The following is a 22,004-nucleotide window of genomic DNA, read 5'->3' as shown; positions in this document are numbered from 1 at the left end:
TCTTACCATGGAAAAGCTGTTTTTTCAACATTTATTGCCTTTTATTCCCTCATTTCGAGCTATACTTTTCTAAGATTTACATATTTTTGGTTAATTGTATGAAAAAATTGATATTTTTTTAACTTTTGTCGATGAATTACTACATTAAGTTATTGACTTTTTTCGCTATTGCTGACAAAATAAAAAACGAGATCAATAATTTATGTATTTGAGAAGGGGAATTTTCATGATGTACATGCACTATTGCAAACTTTGTCATCGGGTTCACATGCTAAATGGTCACAAGATGACATGTCCGAAATGCGGAGAATCTATTACCGAGCTGCGTATCCCATACATGGAGTATGTTAGTATGGATATCGCTGAAAGAAATGAGTTCAAAGAAAAATGTGCCGATAAGGATCAATTAAAGAACCTTAGCACTACATACCGTATGTATAAGTACAGCAAATGGTACAAAGAGTTAAATAGCCAGCGTTGCTGAGCCATTTAATGTGGAGAAAAAATATAAGCGGGATAAAATCTTAAAATTTTATCCCGCTTATATTTTTTATAGCTTTTTGTAATAAATAATAGTACAATAGACACTATTCAGCAGGTCTGCGCATTTACTGCGCTGACCGTAAGAATACGTGGAAAGATAAGTTAAAATCCCATCACCAAAGGTGATTTTAATGGATTTTCACAAAGCAATCTTTGCTTTCGTAACTGTGAGGGTATTGAACAAGTTACGTACAATAGACACGTCTCAAGGAGGTATTTTATGAAAAAAACAAATAAAGAGAATGCTAAAAATAGCATAATATCCCGCCTCAATTTGCATATAATGCTCATTGGAGCTATCGTCATTATCGCACTTGTTGCCATCATTAAGCTCATCTTATGGAACATCGGGACGAAGTCTGATTATGACCCGGATAATCTGGCGGAAGGTTACGATATTGAAGCACTGGATACTATCATTCCTTTAAGCGCTGCTAACTTAGAAGGCAGGGTGGACGATGGCGTGACTACGATTCTTTGCCTGGGCGGCAATCCCTTAACCGACGGTTCCGGGGCTAATAGCTTCACTTCGCTGCTCGCTGCTAAGACAGATGCTACCGTATACAATGGAGGCTTCCCTAATTCCGGCATCGGAGCGAAATACTCTTCTTATAACGAAGGCTATCCGAGAGATAACTTCAACTTTCCCTATGTGGCAAAAAGTATTGCGTCGAAGGATTTCTCTGCTATGAAATCGGCACTGGCTTCCGAGACGGAAGAAATTTATGCCGATACAACAAATACCTTGGAATCTATCGATTATGACAAGGTGGATATTATGGTAGTTATGTACGACGCTATCGATTATATGGAACGGATACCCTCCGATAATCCAAATGACCCTTATGAACTCAGTACCTATACCGGTGGTCTGCGAAACGGTATTGAAGCGATCCAGCAAGCTTATCCTCATATTCGTATCTTCGTTATGTCTCATACTTATGCACAAAGCATCGATGAGAACGGCAACTATCAAAATGGCGGCACAACAGATCTCGGTCACGGTCCCCTTCCCCATTATCTCGTAAAGGAAGTGGATGTGGCTATTTCCTGCGGAGTATCTATTATCGATAATTACTATGGTACAATAAACGAGGACAACTACAAAGATTACATGACCGATTATCTTCACTTAAATGATGCCGGGAGGAACGCTCTCGCCGACAGATTAGCGGAGGTTATCAATACCGGACACAGCTCTTCCAAATAAGTTTATTTACACTTTCTACCTTAATAATTCCGATGCCGTGCAGTGATATGCACGGCACGGTTTGAACAGTAACTAATATTCTACAGAAAACAGCTCTTCATAATCATAGGCTGCAACAATCTCCCTCATCTTAAGTAATTCTGCTTCCAGATTCTCATTCGTCACTTCACACTCTCCCGAGGCAAAACACTCCGTCATATACCGATTAATATTCGGGTGATAGTGGCTATAGTCTGCGTAATTATCCAGATTACAAACAATCCACTCCTGATTAGGGAAGAAAAATACACGTACATTATCATAGGCGAGTAAACGTTTTGTAATATACTCATACTCACTTATGGTCGCCTCCATATGATTTTCCAGCAATACATCATTCCAAAATAAAATACTATAGGGCGGATAAAAGATATAAAACTCCGTATCCGGATTACTTTCGATATAGGGGCAAATATTGACTGACAAATTCTCCTCTACGCTTCGTATATAATTTTCCGGGGCCGCTTCCTCTTTTACTGCCTCCGGCGGCTCATAATTATGCATTACCCACTGCTTATTATAATATTCCTCCGTCCACCAACTGGCATATACGGTAGCCAGATCCGTCTTATCCGGATCTGCCATCGGCCGCAGTATGTACTGAAGCAGCACATCCTTATTCAATACGTAGGAAATGTCATTCCATACCGAAGTGTCATACAAATAAGCAGGAATCGGATATTTCGTCTCTTCCACTCCGCCGGTATAAGTAATTACATCAATTCCAAGAAAAGCAGCATCGATCTTATGCCCGCTTTGAAAAACAATATCCATGATATTAGCCTGATCCTTAGGAAATGCGCCGCTATAACTGAGCTTCAGCGTCTTAAGTCCCAACAGTTCATCAAACCAATGGGTATTGAAGTTCACAGTCATAGACGAGCCAAGAATTACGCTGTCATAATCCATATGTCTCGCCATCCCCGGATTCTGGTTCACTTGATGATCCACAATATATGGGAAGTCATCCAACGGCTTATGATATTGAAAAAAAGGATCTACATATACTACCAGCGAGATAACCATCACCATGGCTGCCGCCAAGGTCAGGACAAATATCCATATCCATCTTCTATCCTGTTTCATCTTTCCCCCACTTCTTATTCCCGGCAAATTCGTAACTGTCCAGTACTCTCACAGTTACACAAATTCTAAAAATTGAAATACAAAAAACTACTGACATTGGAAAACATCAAAATGCACCAGAAAAATAACCCTGCCGTAAAAACAGCAGACCAAGTTCTCGGCTTCATCTCTTCTGTCACCTTTACTGCATTTTTCCCCAAAAATACCAGCACCAGAGAAAAAGCTGTAATGACAAACATTAATAAATAATGCCCATATTCCCAACGGTCCAAACGCAGCACCTTTAACACATACCAGAATTCATCCAGATTAAAATATCCGGCCAGATTTTTATTTACCCGTTCCCATCCACCGCTTATCGCAAGACGAAGTAATTCATTTCCCTGTGCCACACTCCTGGCCCTGAAATAAACCCAAGCGATGCTCACATAAACAAAAGTAAGCAGAACACTTCCCTTACTTTCTTTCCCTTGCTTTCTCCTTTGCCACATACGGGTGAAGACATACAATCCCCCATGCAGCATTCCCCAGAGGATAAAATTCCATCCTGCACCATGCCATAGGCCGCTCAGGAAGAACACAATCAACATGTTCCTACACATAACTGCCGTCCCTTTGCGATTGCCTCCCAGAGGAATATATACATATTTTGTAAAGAAACGGCTCAGCGTTATATGCCACCGCTTCCAGAAATCCACAATATTCTTCGCCTGATACGGAGAGTTAAAATTAAGAGGGAGTCTAATGCCAAAAATCCTGCTAATACCCATCGCCATATCACAATAACCGCTGAAATCGAAGTAAAGCTGCAGAGCATAAAACAGAACTAAAAGTATCGCATCCGGGCTATGTATGAGATGTAGATTATCGTAACCATAATTAACAGCATTGCCGAAGGTATCTGCCAATAGAACCTTTTTTGCCATACCGAAGACGAATAGAGTCATTCCCTTTCTTATCTCTTCGCTATCTAACTCCTTATTTCCAATCTGTCTAAATTGGGAAAAAAGTTCCTCATGAGTCACAATAGGACCTTCTGTCAATTTAGGAAAATAAGAAATATAAAGGACATAGTCGATGAAACTGCACTCCTGTACTTCACCCTTAGCATAATCTACCAAAAAGGAAATCTGCTGAAAAGTAAAAAAACTAATTCCTACCGGCAAGAGAACTTGTAAAAGCGGCCATGAGCCACCCCGTATTTCATTTATATTCTCAATGAAAAAATTCATATACTTCACATAGAATAAAAGTCCAAGATTTCCTGCAATTCCAACCGCCAGTATCCCCTTTTTTCTCCTGCTCATCGACCATGGAGGGATAGGCTTTCTTTTAAGGATAAGAATCACTCCATAGTTGAAGATCAGGCTTCCTGACAGCACCCATAAGTATTCCATCCGAAAACTTCCGTAAAACCAAAATGACATTGCTGTCATCCACACTTTTGCTGCCTCGCTTTTTTCTTTCCTTACAAGAAAATAATAACCAAGAATACTTATCGGCAGAAATAAAAATACAAATTCATATGAATTAAATAACATCGCTACACCGTCCGTCACATTTTATCGTAGCTGTTCAGTCCCCTCGCAGCTACTTGTGAAAATTACCTTCTATCCGTTTGATAACTGCAAAATTGCCTCCGCTGCTACCGGGTCATAATACACCGGATACCCATCTATCGTATCCAGCAGCTCCAATCCAAAGTTCTCCGGCGACTCCGTCACTCCTTTATTACTCGGAAGGACGATATAGGTGCAATATCGCTCCCTTGTCAGCAATAGAAGCTCCTCTATATCGATGACTGCCGGATGATTCATAATCGTATGCACCGGCTCCGCATACTGCCATTTCGGTTCCACCATCTCGCGGCCATAAAGCATCTGTATATTCGTATCGTACTGTCTTACGAAATACACTAAATCGGTCGGGAAGACCGACCAAATTCTTTCCTCTCCCTCTTCCGGAGCTATCAAGTCACAAATATCGACTACCGTCTGTGGAAGGTGATATAGGTTCTCCGCCTTCGACATGTACTGACTGGCATATACATACTTACCGCTGAAAATAATCGCCACAACCACAGCGGCTAACACTGCACGCTTCGCCCATTCCCCTTTTTTATCATATAACAACGATGCGAGCTTCACCCCTGCATAAGCGATGATTACGCCCATGGGTATTAACCAGAGCACACGGTAATAGGTATCCCCCTCACCGCCCATCAGCCTCACAAATATTTTCCTGAATATAGGGAAAAAGAATAAAAGTAACAAGGATAATGGGGTATATACAAAGAGGGCACGACGCCTTTTATCTTTCTCCATCCAAAGCAGCAGGAACAGCGACAGCAAAAATAAAGCTACTATCCAGTGACCCCCCGCGTAATTTTTAAAAATAACAACACTTTCCATAAAAATTCCATACATAGCTAAGACTCTCCTCGGTTCAATTCCCTAACTGTTACGTCATTTCATTATCAAACATGCAAAAACAGATACAACAACATATAGGCTGCGTTAGGTATACACACGAGCCCTGCCTTCACAAGCACACTGAATTTCCGTTCCGCAATCATCATCCAAAATGCCATCGCTGCAATCATCACTGCACTCAGGAATACCACCATAGACGTACATACTCCCGCCGTCATATTAGTCAATGCCAGTAATATCCATAAAACAAGTTCGTTTTCTCTCCTCTCCTTTTCCCTGTCGAAAATCCACAAAAGCAGACACAGTATGAAAAGAAGTACAAAGTTAGCAGCCAACGATTTCCCTTGCCATGTTCTTGTCAGAAAGAAGGTCTCACTCGTATAAATAGATACATTTCCAAATATTTGTAACAGAGACATAAATATCATAAAAGCAGGTAGGAACTCTTTTTTTCGTTTTAATAGCTGTTTGCCTATTTCGTAATAAACGAAATAGGTTAATGGGATGAACACAAAAGGGATCACGCTATGTGCTAATATCGTCGTGTGGATTCCCGTCATTCTTCCGATATAGGCAATCCATATAGGAAGTACCGCAAGTGCATGACGAATATCCAAAGAAGTGGTACCTCCCGTATAGGGTTTGATCAGATACATAGTGTTACTTTGCTGAGTCACAAGCGACTGCGCCACATATTCCGCATCGTCTCCATCAAAAGAAGTAAGAGTAAATGCTTTATAAAGCTGGAAGACCAGAAGAGCCAGAAACAGTACCCATTCTATCTTTTCTTCTATCGACATATCTTTCAGTGAGAAGCTTGGGCGAAGGCTGTCCCACTGCTCTCTTCTGATCGAGCGGGCACTAAGACCTACTCCTAATATTCCCGCAACCCCTAAAAGTACAGTAAAAATACGCACCATAACAAGGAAACTGCTATATGTTACAAGCAGGAGGGTCGGTACCGCCACAATCCAACATAAAGGAAGCATAATTAAATATCCCGCAAGAAAAGCAACGCCTATATTCTTCTTCTCCTTCGGCATCCACTGCATAGGGATTAGGCCGATACAAAAGGGAAGTACGAACATCCAAAATATTATGCCAATTATCTTAACCACTATCATTACTATCTGCTCCATTTCACTTACTGTTCTGCGTTTTCTTACGGTCAGCGCAGTAAATGCGCAGACCTGATGAATAGTTACAGTTTAACTTAATTTATTCTATCTGTCCATATCCCTATTTTCATGGCATCCATTACAATTATCTTGGCAATTACCCGATTACATGTTAAAATATATCGTAATTGTGATTTATTTCCATTGTCAATTTACCAAGACAAAAATTGAGTGAAGTGAGAGGAATCTTTACATGAGAAAAGCTCTTATCATAGGCGCCGGTCCTGCCGGACTGACCGCAGCCTACGAATTATTGACAAACAGGCAGCCCGGTAACCCGGATATAGATAATGACTTCGAAGTCATCGTATTGGAAGAAAGCGCTGCTTTCGGCGGTATCTCCCGAACAGTTAATCATAACGGAAACCGCATGGATATGGGCGGTCATCGCTTCTTTTCCAAAGTCCCTGAAGTCAACGAATGGTGGGCTAATATGCTTCCGGAACAGGGTTCTCCTGCCTATGATGATATACTGTTAAACCGTTCTATGCCCCTCGCAAAGGGTGGACCTGATCCGGAAAAAGAAGAACGTGTTATGTTGAACCGAAACCGCGTATCCCGCATTTATTTTAACAGGAATTTTTTCGACTATCCTATTTCTTTTAAGTTTGAAACCTTTCGGAATATGGGGCTTGCTACGACTATTGTTGTCGGTTTCAGCTATTTGAAATCTTTGGTCGTTAAGAGAAAAGAAAACTCTCTGGAAGATTTCTATATCAATCGCTTTGGCAGGAAGCTTTATTCCATGTTCTTCGAGAACTACACAGAAAATCTTTGGGGACGTAACCCTAGTGAAATTGCTCCGGATTGGGGCTCCCAACGTGTAAAGGGTCTTTCCATTATTGCTATTTTAAAAGATGTCTTCGAAAAAATGCTGCCAGGCAAAGAAAATCGCAAAGTAGAGACCTCTTTGATCGAACAGTTCAAATATCCCAAACTCGGCCCCGGTCAGTTATGGGAAGTCACAGCCGATGAAATTACGAAGCTGGGCGGAACAATTTTAAAAAACAGTAAAGTAACCGGTTTTGTTAAAAATAAAGATAATCATATTACCGCACTTACTTATGAGCACGAGGGTGAAGTCTCCACTATCGAAGGTGATATCTTCATCTCTTCTATGCCGATTAAAGATTTAGTCGGCGGTATGAATGATGTGCCTGCCGATATGGCCGCCATTGCCTCCGGTCTCCCTTACCGCGATTACATGACTCTTGGTGTCCTCGTACCCAAGTTGAATCTAAAGAATCTGACCAAGATGAAAACCGTCGGCAATATTGTTCCCGACTGCTGGATTTATGTTCACGATAGAACGGTCAAATTGGGCCGCCTGCAAATATACAACAACTGGTCCCCTTATATGATTAAAGATTTGGAACATACTGTGTGGATAGGATTGGAATATTTCTGCAATGAAGGTGACTCTTTCTGGAATATGAACGAGGAAGAATTCACTTCTCTCGCCATCGGAGAAATGGTACAGATGGATCTGATCGACGATGCTTCCCAGGTTCTGGATACCCATGTAGAACGGGTGAAAAAGGCATATCCTGCTTATTTCGATACATATAAGGACATGGATAAGCTTACCGCCTATCTGGATACGATCGACAACCTCTATTGCGTAGGACGTAACGGACAACATCGGTATAACAATATCGACCATTCCATGTGTACCTCCTTTGAGGCCGTTAAAAATATCAAATACGGCATTAACCGCAAAGACAATGTATGGAGCGTTAATACAGAAAAGGAATACCACGAAGAGGCGAAATCAAACGAAATAGAATAATAATCGGCAAAATAATAATAGCTGTTATTTCAAACAGCCGTCACTATTGTGAGTAGTGGCGGCTATTTTCTTTTCCCCTTGCTTTTCCATGTATTATTACGGTCAGCGCAGTAAATCCGCATATGTAACCATTCATAGCACCCTCCTTTCTTTCGTCTGGAAGGATAATCCCTCCGATAAAAGAGGGTAAGCCGCCTGGCTCTAGTTTCCAATAAATAAACTATATCACATTAAATTTCCCATCACAATAACATTTACACACTTCATTCAAATAAACGTTAAACCGCACACCTACAAAGTTCAAAGTTCGAAGGCTTCGCAGACTTTATCCGCTATAAGCCCGGCGCCTTCTGCATTTGGATGCGTTCCATCACTAGTATATTCCTGCGCATTTTCAGAAGTGATTCCACATTGATACACATCGATAAGATGCACCCCTTTAGCCTGAGCAATTGCCCTTATCCATTCATTATAGTCCTCCGCAGTCAGACCTTCTGCATTCATAAATGGAAACTTTTCTCCCTTATCATTCCAGCGGGATACTTCTGCAATTGTAGCGCAATAAATCTCCGCGTCGGGATATGAACGTTTCATCTTATCCAGCATCAAGGCATACGCTTCGCTGAAAGTCCCTATCACACCTTCTTCCACTGTCGAAACACCGTCATAATCTCCAAGAGGAATATTATTCAGCAGATCGTTAGCCCCCATCAGCACAATAATAATGTCCGGCTGCTCTCCTGCTTCCCCCGCTAAATCCATTATTCGCCGGTCACCGCAAGAATACCTCCCATCACTATTATCCAAAGACGGCCCACTCACCGTACTTCCCGAATAGGAAGCATTCCGACACAGTTCCATCCCTGTCCGATTAAGCACCCTCATCCACCATGTATCATCCACCTGCGTTATCTCACCATTTTCCGGATAAAACTTGCTATAATAGTCCGGAATATAGCCGGTAAAAGTGGAAAGGCTGTCACCACATATAGAAACCTTCTTTCCAGCCCACGGAGAAACCGGCTGACTGCCTTCCGCCTTCACCTCGTCGTCTGCTCCGCTTTTCCCCGCATCGCCTTCTGCATTCTCTCCTCCCTCGATACCTACACCATTTCCTTCCCCGCCATCCTTTACATCCTTACTCTCCACTGCTCCCTTATCCGCATCAGAACGTTCCCCCTCTATTGAATCATCTTCTGCCACAGAGCTATCCTCCGCTACTTCCCCTTCCATAACACCCTTGTCCACCATATCCTGCCCCGAATCAGCACCTTGTCCACACCCTACAATATAGCCAGCCGCAAACAACATCAAAAACAAAACTATCACCTTTTTATAAACACCCATACCTCTTCCACCTTTCATCTCATACTCTCTCCTCTTTAAATCCCTTCAGCTATTCACTCCCCGATATTTTCGGTAACTTTATACACAATTTGTAAGTTAGCCGGGAAACAGACTTTATCCATGTTAGTTTGGACTCTATTAAGCAAACGGCCCGAATTTTCTTAATGAAACCGATTGTAGCGCAGGGCAAATACCGCAAGGATGCGGTATTTAGGCAAAACGGTACATGGATGTACCTTCTTGCCGCCCCGTCCCCTTCCAATACACACCCGTTTCATTTAGAAAATACAGCCGCGCGCGCCGGAGGCCAAACTAATATGGATAAAGTCGTCCCCTCCTCAGTCACAAAATTATATATAAAGTTCCGCTGCAAAATATCTTTCTCATCTTTTGCAGCGGCTCTTCATTTATTTATTCTTAAATATGGACTGTCTCGCTCCATGCATCGTTTCATTATCTTTCAGCACATCATCTACCGCATCCATCCGCAGCCCTGCATCGATAAAGTCACAATGCTTGCAGAAGCCATAGTTCTGTCTGCCTGTCTTAATCGCTTCACGAAGCTCCTGATATTTCTTGCTGTTCCACGCTTCTTTTAACGGCATCTCATGTAAATCAGCCAGGTTTGTTACCTCTAAATTATCGCAGCAGCATATGCCTAATCTTCCATTCGGCATAATCCACATATCCGTATAAGGCATGAGGCAAGTCTCTGTAATTACCTTCTCCGTAGCCTTTTTATTCGGCGCACTTCCTGCACGGTTCGTGAGCACTTCTTTTAAGTAACGCATCTGAATAAGGATATCCACACCTTCGAATTCCTGGGGATGCGCCTTAATATATTCATAGACTACCTGAATATTATCGTGCAGCTTCATATCAAGTCCATAGTTGTTGACAATAAGCTGATCCACATATGGCACAATCGACTTCACCTTATCCACATCGAGCAAAAGTCCATTGGTGGACATGAAAATAAATGCTTCCGGTAACTTCTCTCTCGCATATTTATGGAATTCTACAATACGGGTATCCAGCCATGGTTCATTATTGCCATACATCGTCAAATGGCCTTTATATCCCCAATCTGCCAGCTGATCGATAATACTATAGAACAACTCGTCCTCCATGCGTTTATAAGGACGTTTTTCCGCATTTTTATTCGCAGTACAGAACTCACATGTACTATTGCAACGGTTAATCGTCTCCAGATTGACAACGAGCGGCATAGGAACTTCTTCCTTCCCCATAAAATGCTCGATATAATTCTTCTGCAACTTCCTTCTCGTAATAAATTGAAGCTTTAAATAACTTTCACTGGCAAGCATAGGAAAATATTTCCTCGCATTCCATCCCAATCTTCCCAGAAAATTATGTACCCTTACTGCCATATCCTTATCTCCTTTATCGCAAACACTTCCTATATCGTAACTGTTCAGCACCTTCACATATTCTTACGGTCAGCGCAGCTAGTGCACAGACCTGCTGAATAACTACACCATATCTTCTGTAAGCAATGCTATTTATCATACCACTTTATTCCATCTACGGTCAAGACAAGCCATCAAGGTATAATATTTAAACAATATTATACTGCGCCGAGCAAAGCGAGTGTGCAAAAACATACCGTGGCCGCTTGCGGCTAAGGTATAATATTTAACAATATTATACTGCGCCGAGCAAAGCGAGTGTGCAAAAACATACCGTGGCCGCTTGCGGCTAAGGTATAATATTTAACAATATTGTACTGCGCCGAGCAAAGCGAGTGTGCAAAAACATACCGCGGCCGCTTGCGGCTAAAGTATAATATTTAACAATATTGTACTGCGCCGAGCAAAGCGAGTGTGCAAAAACATACCGCGGCCGCTTGCGGCTAAAGTATAATATTTAACAATATTATACTGCGCCGAGCAAAGCGAGTGTGCAAAAAAACATACCGTGGCCGCTTGCGGCTAAGGTATAAATATCTTCCCGTACATAGAGAACATGTTTTCTCCTTGTAAATAATACGGAATAAAGCGATCGAATAAACTATAGGCAAATGCCAGCATAACATAAGACATAATACCGATACAAAGCAACCTGGCACATTTAACAGCTCTTGTTATACGAAAATGTTCTGCCAAAATGCAAAGCTTCTGAATTCCTAACGTTACCAAATACATAAAGGGGACGAGTACCGGTAGAATATACCTTCCCTGAGGCTGGAATTCCCATGTATAGGAATAATAAATACTAAGCCCAATGGTTATGAAGCAAAACAATAACATGCCGCCATAAAATACCGCCTTTTTCTTCCAATCGCCCACATCCTCTGACTTCCACGGAGAGGCTTCCTGAGAGCAACCTTTATCTATCCACGTTTTCATCGGAAGAACTGCCGCCGCACACGTTATAATCCATAAGTATTTATAAAAGATATAAATCAACCCATGAGTCGGTATTGCCATCGGTCCGAACATTGCGATAAAGCTATCGCGAAGCAAGGTCACATACCCCGTATCAAATAACATCTCCCTTAGAGGAATCCCTTCCTTCTGATAAGTGAATCGCGTCAAAGGATTATAGTCCGGTGTAGCCGTCTCTATGGCGCATTGCAGCCTGGCATTCATCGCTATGATATCACCATCATAAAGCACCGCATTGCGGACAAACCACCAACCGATGCCGAGTAGTACAATTGCGGATATCAATCCGCCCTTTCTCAGCATTTCCCTCCACTCTATCGTTACTTTCTTTGTTTTCCCCTCCTGCCTATGTACGAAGTTCATAATAAATACAAGAATTGCTGCCACTATAATGCCATAAGCATTATAATAAGACATCGCACACAATATGATTCCTATCGAAAGCAAAACGCAATCTTTTCTGCTATAGCCGGTTCTCATTGCCCGAAGCAGCACATAGAAAATAATCGCCACAGAGAGCATCGCCATAGAATCCGTATTCACATAAGAATGAATGAAAATATTCTGAGGCAGGAATACGACCAAAAGCGTAAATGTCCATTGCACATAGGGATTCTTCCACGCTTCCTTTGCAATGCACCGTACATAGTATGCCATAAGAACACCGAAGCAAACATTCACCATGCGTGCGGCCAGAAGCAGCACATATCCATCTTTCGTAAACATTCCGAGAAAACGAAGCAAGTATCCCTGTATGATATAGGTCAGGATCGGCTGAAACGCATAAGAGGCGCCATATCCTGCCAGAATCACCTCCGGATCTCCTCCTTTTGGCAAATATCCATAATTCCAGATGTAACTGACTATCTTAAATCGGTTAATTTCATCGGGAGGATCTCCATATACCTGAAGCATGGCAAAACAACTGATTGCAGCAAACACGAGGATATAAAAGACAACCTCCGCCGTCTTCTCCCATCTCTTCCTCTCCATCGTATTCTTTATTTCTTCCATCCAAACCTCTTTTCTTGCAACTGTTCAGCACAGTAAATACTCTGACCTACTGAGCGTTACATTCAGATGCTGTTGAGGGCAAAGGGTATTTTGGCCCCATGATACCTGCGGTCACTACACACTTTGTGCTCTCGCTAGCATGAAACACCTGACCTTTTGACCCTGGTATCATTCATATAAATAAATGACATAGGGTGAACCGGGACGCGCATAGCTTCCTACTGACGTAAGCCCCAGTTCCTGAGCATTTCCAAGTTCAATACGGGAAAAGATATACTTGCCGCCCAACGCCCGGAAAGCCTCCGTATCCATATACAAATCATAATCCGTTACCGCCATCGACCAAGTAGCGCTTACCACTGATAAATCTGTTCCCGGATACAGATATGCCCTGGCTCCCCAATCATCATAATAAATACGACTCGCCTCCACCCTTTCCAAGGCGGGGGCAATCATCTTACGGAAATCCGCCTTATACTCACTGGAATAAAAGCCAAGATAGCCATCCAAAGTCGCAATGCCATTATACTCAAGCACAGCCGGATGAATACCATATGCCACCGACCATTCCTCCTGATAGTTAATGTCTTTTTTTATTTCCTCAAATAACTCCACAGAGTAGAATTCACCATAGGACATACTATCGCTCACTTTGCCTTTCAGAAGCTCCAGCGCCGTATTTTTGCACGTAGCACGCCAATCGTTATACTTACTTGGGGTGAAAAGAATCACAGCAACGGCCGCGAGAGCCAACCCATTGGCTAACCAGGACAAAGCCCTTTGATATCCCACTTTCTTTGTAAGCGAAACGGGGATATCATAGACCCTTTGCAGAATAAGAAAGAAAGCGGCATACCACAAGAACGGACTGAAAAATATAGTCCGGTTAAACTGAAATCCTTTAAGCGGCGGCAAAAGGGTTTCCACAAGTCTCCGAAAATCACCCCAATTATAAATCCCATATATAATGCTGTTAAATAAAAGGATAAGCATCACTAGATTATATATATCATGGAAGACGCCTTTTATATTTCTTTTTACTATATATCGTCCGTTCAAATAGAAGAAATAAAGGGTACAAATAGGCAGCACCAGCTTTGTATGCATACTTTCCGCATGGAACATACCTTTTTTCCACACATCCACAATCTGCTCCGCCACTTCTTTCGCAGACAAGTCCGCCTCCACTATTGTTGATCGGATTGTTTCCTCACCGCCCAACAACATCATTCCAAATAAACGATATTCAAATACTACGTAACCGGCAGAAAGCACAATAAGACCAAGCAGTAAAGAAAGAGATACTTTTTTATCCCGAATACTCAGCCATATCATTCCCACCACAAGATAAGCCAGAATAAAGAAGCCGAAATAAGAAAAATAAGATAAAAAAGGATAACAAAAAAGAGCAAGATACCAGCGAACAGATGCTTCTTTATAGATTTTGCGAAGTAAATAAACTACCAGCGGAATGGATGCAAAAGGAATTCCAAAGGCTGGAAAAACATTTAAGATTCCATAAGCGAATCCGAGCAACATCACCAGCGGCCGGTACTTCTTCATCTGCGCCCCGTACCAATCACTTGCGAGCAGCCATACGGATGCTATCGCAATTACTATCTTCAAAAAATACCCCATTATGTATGCCGCGAAGGAAGGAAGTACCATATACAGTACTGAATAAAGGGAGAATTCCGAAGGGAGGGTATCTCTGCTGATTCCGCCAAGAAATGGCACATCCACCCCATGGGCGAAAAAACTGCCTGTATTTTTCATCATTTGGAACTGAGCTACGAACAAATCCAGATTATCGTGAACCGCGATATAGCTTCCTTCGCCGACCCATAGGTAAAGTGCCGATGTACATAAGAAAAACATCGCAATAAGTATAAGATACCAATAGCTAAATACTTTCTTTATCGCAGCCATAACCCATCACCATTTCCTTATTTTCCTAGAAATCAAATCATATATAAGCATAGAAAGTGCCAAGTAAAATAGTCCCATGTTATAAATCATATAACGAGGCTGCGTAAATATCATCACTCCTACCACGAAGCTATTCACAATAATTCCTCCTAACACAATCTCCGCAAAAGTAAGTGTATTGTCAGGATCTTCCCACCGCTTCCGCTGCCTTCCTGTGCGGCCGAAGGCCGAAATAATATAGAGAAAAAGATAAAATCCATAAGCCAAAAGTACATAAATATTCAGATAAGGATTCACTCTTGCAATGGAATTGATAAAGCCCTTCCATATATTGGCGGTAAGAACAGAAGTCAAATCTCCTTTATCCTGCAAAAGAAGAACCTTTGTCATTCGGTTACAATATTCATCATATTTCATTACTGCTTCTATCTCTGAATAATCGAAATGTTCCGCAATATATCCTTGTATTACGGGATTAATAATTCCATAACCAATGGCATCGTAACTATCCGCATAATGTGTGGATAAGTCCACCCAACCTCGCGGCGCATATGTCACATGAAGTTCCTGAGCTTTCGCCTGAGATAAGATTTCTTCATATAATATACGCACCACATCTTCCTCTGTTGATTCTGCAAATAAAGAAATATCATTATTCCCCGAAGTATAAATCAAAGTGCATAGCATACCCATGGAATTGCCGGAATGCTCAATCCATGCACCACGAACAAAGGCATTATAAATACGATCGGTCAGCTTACTGGCAAGAAACAAAGATACCGTCAGCCCGAGCAACAACAGAATCTTTTTTATCCTCCTCTTTTTTAAAATATAGTATAAGAAAAAGACAGCCGCCATTAAAGCCAATGTAATGAGCATCTGTTTGCGCAGATTTACCAGAAGAAGAGCATAGCATGCCACCGCCGCCAGATTACGCTTCTTTCCTTCCATCATATACCGATAAAGCTGGACGATAAAGAGCACATAGAGAGATAGCCCTAATCCTTCCGTCATAATGCTATCGATATAAGAGGAGCCGCGAATCGCCACGAACCGGCAAAGAATCGTTACCCCAAACTGAAAAATCACCGCCAAAAGGGCCAATGACCTACTGTTATCCTTATACCTTTTCACAGTAACCGATAGCTTCCACGTTGCATATGCCGCCAACAGACTCTGTGCCAAGACTACAGGCATAAGATATCTATCTTCGCCGAACAGGCTTCGGAATATCCATAAGAACGTAGGATACAGAGGCTCTCTTGTAATATTCATCGTCGCATAGCTGGGAGAATCCGCACACCATACCGGTCCGTCATAAAACGGAAAAAAGAGATAGAAGCCCAAGCATATGATCGCAAGGCCTATCTCCCATTTATCCAAGGTTATCCTGTATTTTTTTGTCTTATCAATCCACATCATCATTCATTTTCCCCTGAATCATATTCAATCGGAATTCAAAATCTCTTCTATTCTTCAATGCCATATTGGACAGAATCATACCTGCGAAAAAAGCCTGAACTGCTGCCAGCATAACAAAGCAACAGACAAATAACGTAGGAAAGCGTTCCACTACCCCCGTCCTGATAAAGTCAATCAGTATTGGAATAAAGAAAACAATAGCGATAATAGCCAGTCCAAATGATAATAAAGAGAAAAAGCCAAAAGGCTTATAATCTTTATATAGCCGCCCGATTGTTCCAAGCACACGCATACCGTCCGAGTAAGTATTTAACTTGGATTCGCTGCCCTCAGGTCTGTCACGGTAATCGACAATCACATTTTCAATCTGCATATTGTTGGAAACTGCATGGATCGTCATTTCTGTCTCTATCTCAAAGCCCTTGGAAAGCACAGGAAAGGTCTTCACGAACCCATAACTAAATGCACGGAACCCTGTCATAATATCTTTAATCTCGCATCCGAACAAATGATTGATCGATCCTCTTACCAGACTATTTCCCATGTTGTGAAAAGGTCTTTTGTTCTCGGTAAAATATGTGGAAGAAAGGCGGTCTCCCACTACCATATCCGCATGATGTTCCAACACCTTTTCCACCATTTCAGGGGCATATTCCATGGGATAAGTGTCATCTCCATCCACCATCACATAGCACTGTGCATGGATTTCACGAAACATTCTGCGAATTACATTCCCCTTGCCTTGCATATATTCATGCCGCACCACGGCCCCTGCCTCCGCAGCAAGTTCCACCGTACGATCTGTAGAATTGTTATCATATACATAAATCACCGCCTCCGGTAACGCCTTTTTCGCATCGGCCACTACCTTGGCAATCGTCTTCTCCTCATTATAACATGGGACCAAAACTGCAATCTTATCCATCTTGATTTCTCCATCTCATTTTATGTCTCTAGGGTCAAAAGGTATTTTCCCCCTATGATACCTACGGATTGCTACGCACTTTGTGCTCTCACAATCCTAAAACCTTCGAAATCCGCCCTACTTGGGCTACTTTCTCATGTTTTGCGGGTCCCAAAGTTATATTTTTTCATGCAAGCATGAAACATATAACCTTTTGACCCTGGTATCATTTTATCAGAATATCTCCTGACCGTCCATTAAAATAGTGTAACTATTCACAGCAGCAGAATGCACCTGTTACTGTTCACAGCCACTATTCCGCGAAGTCAAAATCGCTTTCTATGCGATTTTGCGAGTGCTTCGGTCGCCAAATTGCATGTTCTTTATGCAATTTGTGTGATATTGTTGCTGTGAACACCATAGGTGTGAACAGTAACATGCACCTAGAATCCCTGATAGATGAACTCAGCCGCGCTATATCCCGGTCCATAATATCCAAGCAATATCGTATAGAATAAAAGCGCATACCAGATTACCCATCTTACCGGAAGCCTCTTTCCTGCAATTCGCTCTCTGACACTTCCCTTTTGCTGCAAAAGGGATACCATAAGAAGCAAAAGTAAGGATACAATTCCAATCGTAAACTCTATAAAATCCAAGCCAAGCCCGAAAATAGAACCATCGAAGAATATGCCGGGGTTCCATACACTGACCGCACCCTTTATCATATAAAAAGCATCCTTCGTACTATCCGCACGAAAAAAGACGAAGCCGATATTGACGAGGAAAAAGGTTCGAAGTACACGAAAGGCATCCACCCATCCCTTCTTCGGGTCTATGGAAAGTCTCTTCATGCATTTATCGAAAAACGGAGATAACAACTCGCCTGACACAATGTAAAGCCAATGAAGCAAACCGGAACCAATTACATACTTCCAGTTACCTCCATGCCAAATCCCTACGGTAAACCAAAGCACGAACATCGCAATAAAGGTCGTGAGCTGTTTCCCTCTTTTCTTGCCAAATTTCTCCCTCATACGCTTGGAAAGCCTGGAAAAGGTCTCTGTTCGCAAAAGCGGATAAAAAACATATTCTTTCATCCATACACCTAAGGTAATATGCCATCTTCTCCAATACTCCGAGATATTTTGGGACAGGAAAGGTGTATCAAAATTCTCAGGAAGCTTCAATCCAAAGGTCTGCGACATACCGAGTACGATATCCATACAGCCGGAGAAGTTCGTATAGAGCTGGAAGGCATAGCACACCGTTGCCAGCCAAATATAAGCACCCGCATAGTCTGTGTAATTTCCATAGACCGTATCCACAATTAACCGCATCCGCTCCGAAATGACAATCGTCTTAAAGAATCCCCATATCATCCTCTGCAGACCGAAGGTCACTTCTTTATAAGAAAATGGATGCGGGGCGAAAAACTGTTCTCCATCTTCCCGGTACCTCAAAATAGGGCCCGATAAAATCGAAGGAAAATACATTCCATACAATGTTAACTTCAAGAGATTACGTTGCGGCATTGCAATTCCGTTATAAACATCGATCACATAGCCCAGAATCGAAAAGGTATAGAAAGAAATTCCCAACGGCACCAGGAACTTAAATCCCGTTAATACTTCACGCCCTGCTCCGAATAATCCTGCAACTCCATTCACCGTATGAATACCGAAATTCACATATTTTAATATGAATAAAGCTCCCACGAGAAACAAAATGACCGAGAAAAGCGCTATCCGTTTACGGCCTACACTTTCCGTCCCACTTATGAGCCGGATGCCTCCATAAGCGATCAGGCATGCGAGGAGCGGATATAGAATCAGTATTCCGTTTCCCGAAAGCAAATAATATAAAATACTCGATAAAAGTAAAAATATCCATTGCGTTTTTTTCGGAATCAGATAATATATAAGTAATATAGCTGTATAAAAACATAAAAAGTAAAAGGATGTAAATGTTGCTCCCATAGAACGAAATCCTTTCTCGGCGTTTCCTTATCGAGCGGTTTTGTACATGCTAAATGCCAGTAATATTCAAAAGGAGGCCTTCAAAGTTATAATGGTTCATTTAAAAGTACACCATATCGGATATTTAGTCAAAAAAATAAATGCGGCAGTAACGGAATTCGAGCGTCTGGGATATACGATCCAACAGGACATCGTCTACGATGACTACCGCAAAATCAACATTTGTTTCATGGAAAAAGACGGCTACCTTGTGGAACTCGTCTCACCGACCGATTCCGATTCCGTCGTTGCCGGCTTATTGAAAAAGTATAAAAACTGTCCTTACCATCTTTGTTACGAATCTTTCGATTTTGAGAACGATCTGTCTACCCTTGCACAAAATGGCTATACCGCAATCGATATGCCTACCCCAGCCCCTGCTCTTTCCGGCAAGCGAGTCGCTTTCTTAATGAATGCCAGTCTCGGCATGATTGAGCTGCTGGAAATAAATCCATAAGGTATTTTGACCATACCTACGGATTGCTACGCACTTTGTGCTCTCGCAATCCTAAAACATATGACCTTTTGACCCTGGTATCATTATATTTGGCTTAGAATGATATCCGCCATCTCTCCTACATTCTTCATGGTGACAACCTGTCCCATGGAGAACTTCATTCCAAACTCCTGCTCTACAGCGGCGATAAGGTTAATATGCTCCAAAGAATCCCAATCCTCGATATCCTCGGAAGTTGTCGCCTCGTTTACTGTAATTTCCTCATCATCGAACACATCGCGAAATACTTCATTTAATGTAATAAAAACTTCTTCTCTCGTCATAACTTTTTCCTTTCTTCATAAATTACACTTATTGTGTATGAAATTTTCACTGCTTAATCGTTTCGCAATTACCTACTTAATTACCTTATCTTATCTCAATTACTTTATTTTTATTTTCATACTGTTCGGGAATCATGTATTCCCACACGGTATTTCCTTCCTGATCCTCTTCTATCTTCATAAACCCCTGCAATTCGTAGAAGTTCTTTACCATCTTATTTTTCGCTGTCGGATAATAATAGCCCTTAATCACAGGAATTCCTTCCTTGCGGCATTCCTCCACCAAACAATCCATCATCGCATATTCCATATCTCTCTTTAATACACGACAGCTCATAAGCCATAGATCGATATGCAAAGATTTCTCTTTTCTATGCCCGATGATAACGGAAACAATTCCGTTATCCCCAAATTTATCCTCAAGTTTTCCATAGAGGGTAATATATTCCGGCGTTCCGGCTACTCGTTCAATTTCGCTTTGGGTATACCGTTTCGTCGTTACATTGAACTGATTACTCTTATTTGTAAGCTGTGCGATCCTCGATAAATACATCTTTTCAAAGGGCTTTATCGTTCCGCTCATCCTAAGAGAACGCAGGTATTCCGCATAATCTGCAAATTCTGCCTGCTGACTCTCGCGGAGCAGATTAGCCTTATACATATCGTTCCTCTTCCTATCATCCTCCGAAAGTCCCGTCACCTCGAAGAAACCGGAGCGATCTAAAATGTGTATATATTGTTCCGGCCTTCCAATCTCCGGCACCGCCACGCCAGGTACCTGAGCCCTTACAATCTCCCGCTCTGCCGGATTATCATCTACGAATACCAGGCTGTCCGGCAGGATATTCAACTGGGAAGCAATATGATCGATATTCATACTCTTCGGTTCCCAATTGGCCTTAATCAGAATGAAATCATCCGGCTTCAGTATGCCCTCCGGGTGATTGAGGCCTGCAAGTGCGTTTTCTTCCTCATTTTTGGAACTGACATTAAGCATAACCCCAATTTCCTTCTGAGCCTTTATATAACTTTGGAATTCTGTGTATACTTGTCCGAGGGATGTTTCTTGTCCAATTTCCAAGTTTTCTGCACCATCATCCCCAACAATGCCGCCCCATAACGTATTGTCCAGATCGAGTACAAGCGCCTTCTTATTCTTCCCGAAAATCGCTTTCATCATATGTGAAAGATTAAAAGAAAACTCAGGAATCGCCTTCATGCACATGCAATATTTATACATATGCCAATAGAAAGGGTCTGCCCACTCATCCAGTCCATAAGCGGCTGCCATATAGTTGATATCGTTAATATAAAAATTCTCATGACTTTCCGCATAACCGTAGAAAAGCTCGTTTAAGCGGGTAATAAATCGAATTCTGCCATGTATATCGCTGGCATCCTTATTGCCGAGCAGGCGATAAAAGGGATATTCAAAATTATTCTGTATTATAGGACAGTGATAAGCAGTAGAAAGTCTGTCCCACATAGCTGAGAAATGCTCATACTGGGAAAAAAGCAGTTCTTCTACCTGCTCCTTACTATCTCCCAGCTGCGGATATGCCGCAATATTTCGATTGCTCGTATGAATGAAAATAATATCCGGAGCAAAAGTTAAAAGAGCTTCATTTTCAAACATTGCTTCTTGAAAATACTGCCCATACTCCGATTCATACACTTCCACTTCGATTCCGCTATCCAAGAGAAAAAGTTCTAATACACGGATGATATCATGAGTCGTGCTTCCGCCGAGCACCGCTATCTTCTTCTTAAGGCGCGGCGTATCGCTCTCTAACAACATACGCTTCAGTTTTTTTGACTTTTTCAAAATATAATCACTGTCAAAGGGATATTCCAACTCTCTCAAATTCCGACTCTCCTGACATTTCTACATTTATTTCAAGGCGG

Annotated in this window: 17 protein-coding genes; 4 read left to right on the top strand and 13 right to left on the bottom strand. The window is 41.9% G+C overall.

Translation table 11 applies throughout. From position 1 onward, the window contains the following. The first annotated feature begins 268 nt into the window (after window positions 1-268). Both RBB56_RS12895 and RBB56_RS12890 read left to right on the top strand, forming a co-directional pair. Entirely contained in the window at window positions 269-484 is a 216-nt protein-coding gene (locus RBB56_RS12895) for a hypothetical protein (RefSeq protein ID WP_306719379.1), read from the top strand. A 279-nt stretch (window positions 485-763) separates the two neighbouring features. Beyond that, a complete protein-coding gene (locus RBB56_RS12890) occupies window positions 764-1,753 on the top strand; it encodes a hypothetical protein (RefSeq protein WP_306719378.1) in 990 nt (329 codons plus the stop codon). A gap of 72 nt (window positions 1,754-1,825) precedes the next feature. On the opposite strand, the gene RBB56_RS12885 is transcribed toward RBB56_RS12890, so the two are convergent. From RBB56_RS12885 to RBB56_RS12870, 4 genes are all read right to left on the bottom strand, one after another. Further along, window positions 1,826-2,878 carry a hypothetical protein gene (locus tag RBB56_RS12885; RefSeq protein WP_306719377.1) on the bottom strand — a complete coding sequence of 351 codons (1,053 nt, stop codon included), beginning with the start codon at window positions 2,876-2,878 and terminating at the stop codon, window positions 1,826-1,828. 65 nt (window positions 2,879-2,943) lie between these two features. Continuing rightward, window positions 2,944-4,437 (bottom strand): MBOAT family O-acyltransferase, encoded by a 1,494-nt coding sequence (locus RBB56_RS12880; protein WP_306719376.1) that lies wholly within the window; start codon window positions 4,435-4,437, stop codon window positions 2,944-2,946. A 51-nt stretch (window positions 4,438-4,488) separates the two neighbouring features. After that, entirely contained in the window at window positions 4,489-5,304 is an 816-nt protein-coding gene (locus RBB56_RS12875) for a hypothetical protein (protein WP_306719375.1), read from the bottom strand. 50 nt (window positions 5,305-5,354) lie between these two features. Beyond that, window positions 5,355-6,449, bottom strand: a complete 1,095-nt coding sequence (locus tag RBB56_RS12870) for a DUF6077 domain-containing protein (protein ID WP_306719374.1) — start codon at window positions 6,447-6,449, stop codon at window positions 5,355-5,357. Between the two features lie 232 nt (window positions 6,450-6,681). Between RBB56_RS12870 and RBB56_RS12865 the strand changes: the two genes are divergently transcribed. Further along, window positions 6,682-8,277: an NAD(P)/FAD-dependent oxidoreductase gene (locus tag RBB56_RS12865; protein WP_306719373.1), complete on the top strand. Its 1,596-nt coding sequence runs from the start codon at window positions 6,682-6,684 to the stop codon at window positions 8,275-8,277. Between the two features lie 300 nt (window positions 8,278-8,577). On the opposite strand, the gene RBB56_RS12860 is transcribed toward RBB56_RS12865, so the two are convergent. From RBB56_RS12860 to RBB56_RS12830, 7 genes are all read right to left on the bottom strand, one after another. Further along, window positions 8,578-9,642, bottom strand: a complete 1,065-nt coding sequence (locus RBB56_RS12860; protein ID WP_306719372.1) for an SGNH/GDSL hydrolase family protein — start codon at window positions 9,640-9,642, stop codon at window positions 8,578-8,580. A 389-nt stretch (window positions 9,643-10,031) separates the two neighbouring features. Next, on the bottom strand, window positions 10,032-11,015 hold the full coding sequence (locus tag RBB56_RS12855) for a radical SAM/SPASM domain-containing protein (protein ID WP_306719371.1): 984 nt from the start codon (window positions 11,013-11,015) through the stop codon (window positions 10,032-10,034). Window positions 11,016-11,576: 561 nt separating this feature from the next. Next, window positions 11,577-13,046 (bottom strand): DUF2142 domain-containing protein, encoded by a 1,470-nt coding sequence (locus RBB56_RS12850; RefSeq protein ID WP_306719370.1) that lies wholly within the window; start codon window positions 13,044-13,046, stop codon window positions 11,577-11,579. Window positions 13,047-13,214: 168 nt separating this feature from the next. Further along, a complete protein-coding gene (locus RBB56_RS12845) occupies window positions 13,215-14,975 on the bottom strand; it encodes a DUF6044 family protein (protein ID WP_306719369.1) in 1,761 nt (586 codons plus the stop codon). Between the two features lie 6 nt (window positions 14,976-14,981). After that, window positions 14,982-16,400 carry a hypothetical protein gene (locus tag RBB56_RS12840; protein ID WP_306719368.1) on the bottom strand — a complete coding sequence of 473 codons (1,419 nt, stop codon included), beginning with the start codon at window positions 16,398-16,400 and terminating at the stop codon, window positions 14,982-14,984. Next, the gene (locus RBB56_RS12835) at window positions 16,384-17,322 is read right to left on the bottom strand and encodes a glycosyltransferase family 2 protein (protein WP_306719367.1); all 939 of its coding nucleotides are present in this window, start codon (window positions 17,320-17,322) and stop codon (window positions 16,384-16,386) included. Before RBB56_RS12835 ends, RBB56_RS12840 begins: the two co-directional genes overlap by 17 nt. Window positions 17,323-17,744: 422 nt before the next feature. Continuing rightward, window positions 17,745-19,280 carry an MBOAT family O-acyltransferase gene (locus RBB56_RS12830; RefSeq protein WP_306719366.1) on the bottom strand — a complete coding sequence of 512 codons (1,536 nt, stop codon included), beginning with the start codon at window positions 19,278-19,280 and terminating at the stop codon, window positions 17,745-17,747. A gap of 46 nt (window positions 19,281-19,326) precedes the next feature. On the opposite strand from RBB56_RS12830, the gene RBB56_RS12825 reads away from it, so the two are divergent. Beyond that, window positions 19,327-19,776, top strand: coding sequence for a VOC family protein (locus RBB56_RS12825; protein WP_306719365.1), 450 nt, complete (start codon window positions 19,327-19,329; stop codon window positions 19,774-19,776). A gap of 83 nt (window positions 19,777-19,859) precedes the next feature. Here RBB56_RS12825 and RBB56_RS12820 read toward each other — a convergent pair whose 3' ends face one another. Then, window positions 19,860-20,099 (bottom strand): acyl carrier protein, encoded by a 240-nt coding sequence (locus tag RBB56_RS12820; RefSeq protein ID WP_306719363.1) that lies wholly within the window; start codon window positions 20,097-20,099, stop codon window positions 19,860-19,862. A gap of 85 nt (window positions 20,100-20,184) precedes the next feature. Further along, on the bottom strand, window positions 20,185-21,963 hold the full coding sequence (locus RBB56_RS12815; protein WP_306719362.1) for an HAD-IIIC family phosphatase: 1,779 nt from the start codon (window positions 21,961-21,963) through the stop codon (window positions 20,185-20,187). Window positions 21,964-22,004: the final 41 nt, after the last annotated feature.

Origin of the sequence: Kineothrix sp. MB12-C1 (assembly GCF_030863805.1) — a bacterium.
In the GTDB taxonomy this organism is placed as follows: domain Bacteria; phylum Bacillota; class Clostridia; order Lachnospirales; family Lachnospiraceae; genus Kineothrix.
This window is presented reverse-complemented; position numbering and strand designations above follow the sequence as displayed.

Bases quoted from the DNA above. Each gene is read 5' to 3' on its own strand.
- RBB56_RS12895 (WP_306719379.1), top strand. From the start codon at position 269: ATGCTAAATGGTCACAAGATGACATGTCCGAAATGCGGAGAATCTATT.
- RBB56_RS12890 (WP_306719378.1), top strand. From the start codon at position 764: ATGAAAAAAACAAATAAAGAGAATGCTAAAAATAGCATAATATCCCGC.
- RBB56_RS12885 (WP_306719377.1), bottom strand. From the start codon at position 2,878: ATGAAACAGGATAGAAGATGGATATGGATATTTGTCCTGACCTTGGCG.
- RBB56_RS12875 (WP_306719375.1), bottom strand. From the start codon at position 5,304: ATGTATGGAATTTTTATGGAAAGTGTTGTTATTTTTAAAAATTACGCG.
- RBB56_RS12870 (WP_306719374.1), bottom strand. From the start codon at position 6,449: ATGGAGCAGATAGTAATGATAGTGGTTAAGATAATTGGCATAATATTT.
- RBB56_RS12865 (WP_306719373.1), top strand. From the start codon at position 6,682: ATGAGAAAAGCTCTTATCATAGGCGCCGGTCCTGCCGGACTGACCGCA.
- RBB56_RS12860 (WP_306719372.1), bottom strand. From the start codon at position 9,642: ATGAAAGGTGGAAGAGGTATGGGTGTTTATAAAAAGGTGATAGTTTTG.
- RBB56_RS12855 (WP_306719371.1), bottom strand. From the start codon at position 11,015: ATGGCAGTAAGGGTACATAATTTTCTGGGAAGATTGGGATGGAATGCG.
- RBB56_RS12850 (WP_306719370.1), bottom strand. From the start codon at position 13,046: ATGGAAGAAATAAAGAATACGATGGAGAGGAAGAGATGGGAGAAGACG.
- RBB56_RS12845 (WP_306719369.1), bottom strand. From the start codon at position 14,975: ATGGCTGCGATAAAGAAAGTATTTAGCTATTGGTATCTTATACTTATT.
- RBB56_RS12840 (WP_306719368.1), bottom strand. From the start codon at position 16,400: ATGATGATGTGGATTGATAAGACAAAAAAATACAGGATAACCTTGGAT.
- RBB56_RS12835 (WP_306719367.1), bottom strand. From the start codon at position 17,322: ATGGATAAGATTGCAGTTTTGGTCCCATGTTATAATGAGGAGAAGACG.
- RBB56_RS12830 (WP_306719366.1), bottom strand. From the start codon at position 19,280: ATGGGAGCAACATTTACATCCTTTTACTTTTTATGTTTTTATACAGCT.
- RBB56_RS12825 (WP_306719365.1), top strand. From the start codon at position 19,327: ATGCTAAATGCCAGTAATATTCAAAAGGAGGCCTTCAAAGTTATAATG.
- RBB56_RS12820 (WP_306719363.1), bottom strand. From the start codon at position 20,099: ATGACGAGAGAAGAAGTTTTTATTACATTAAATGAAGTATTTCGCGAT.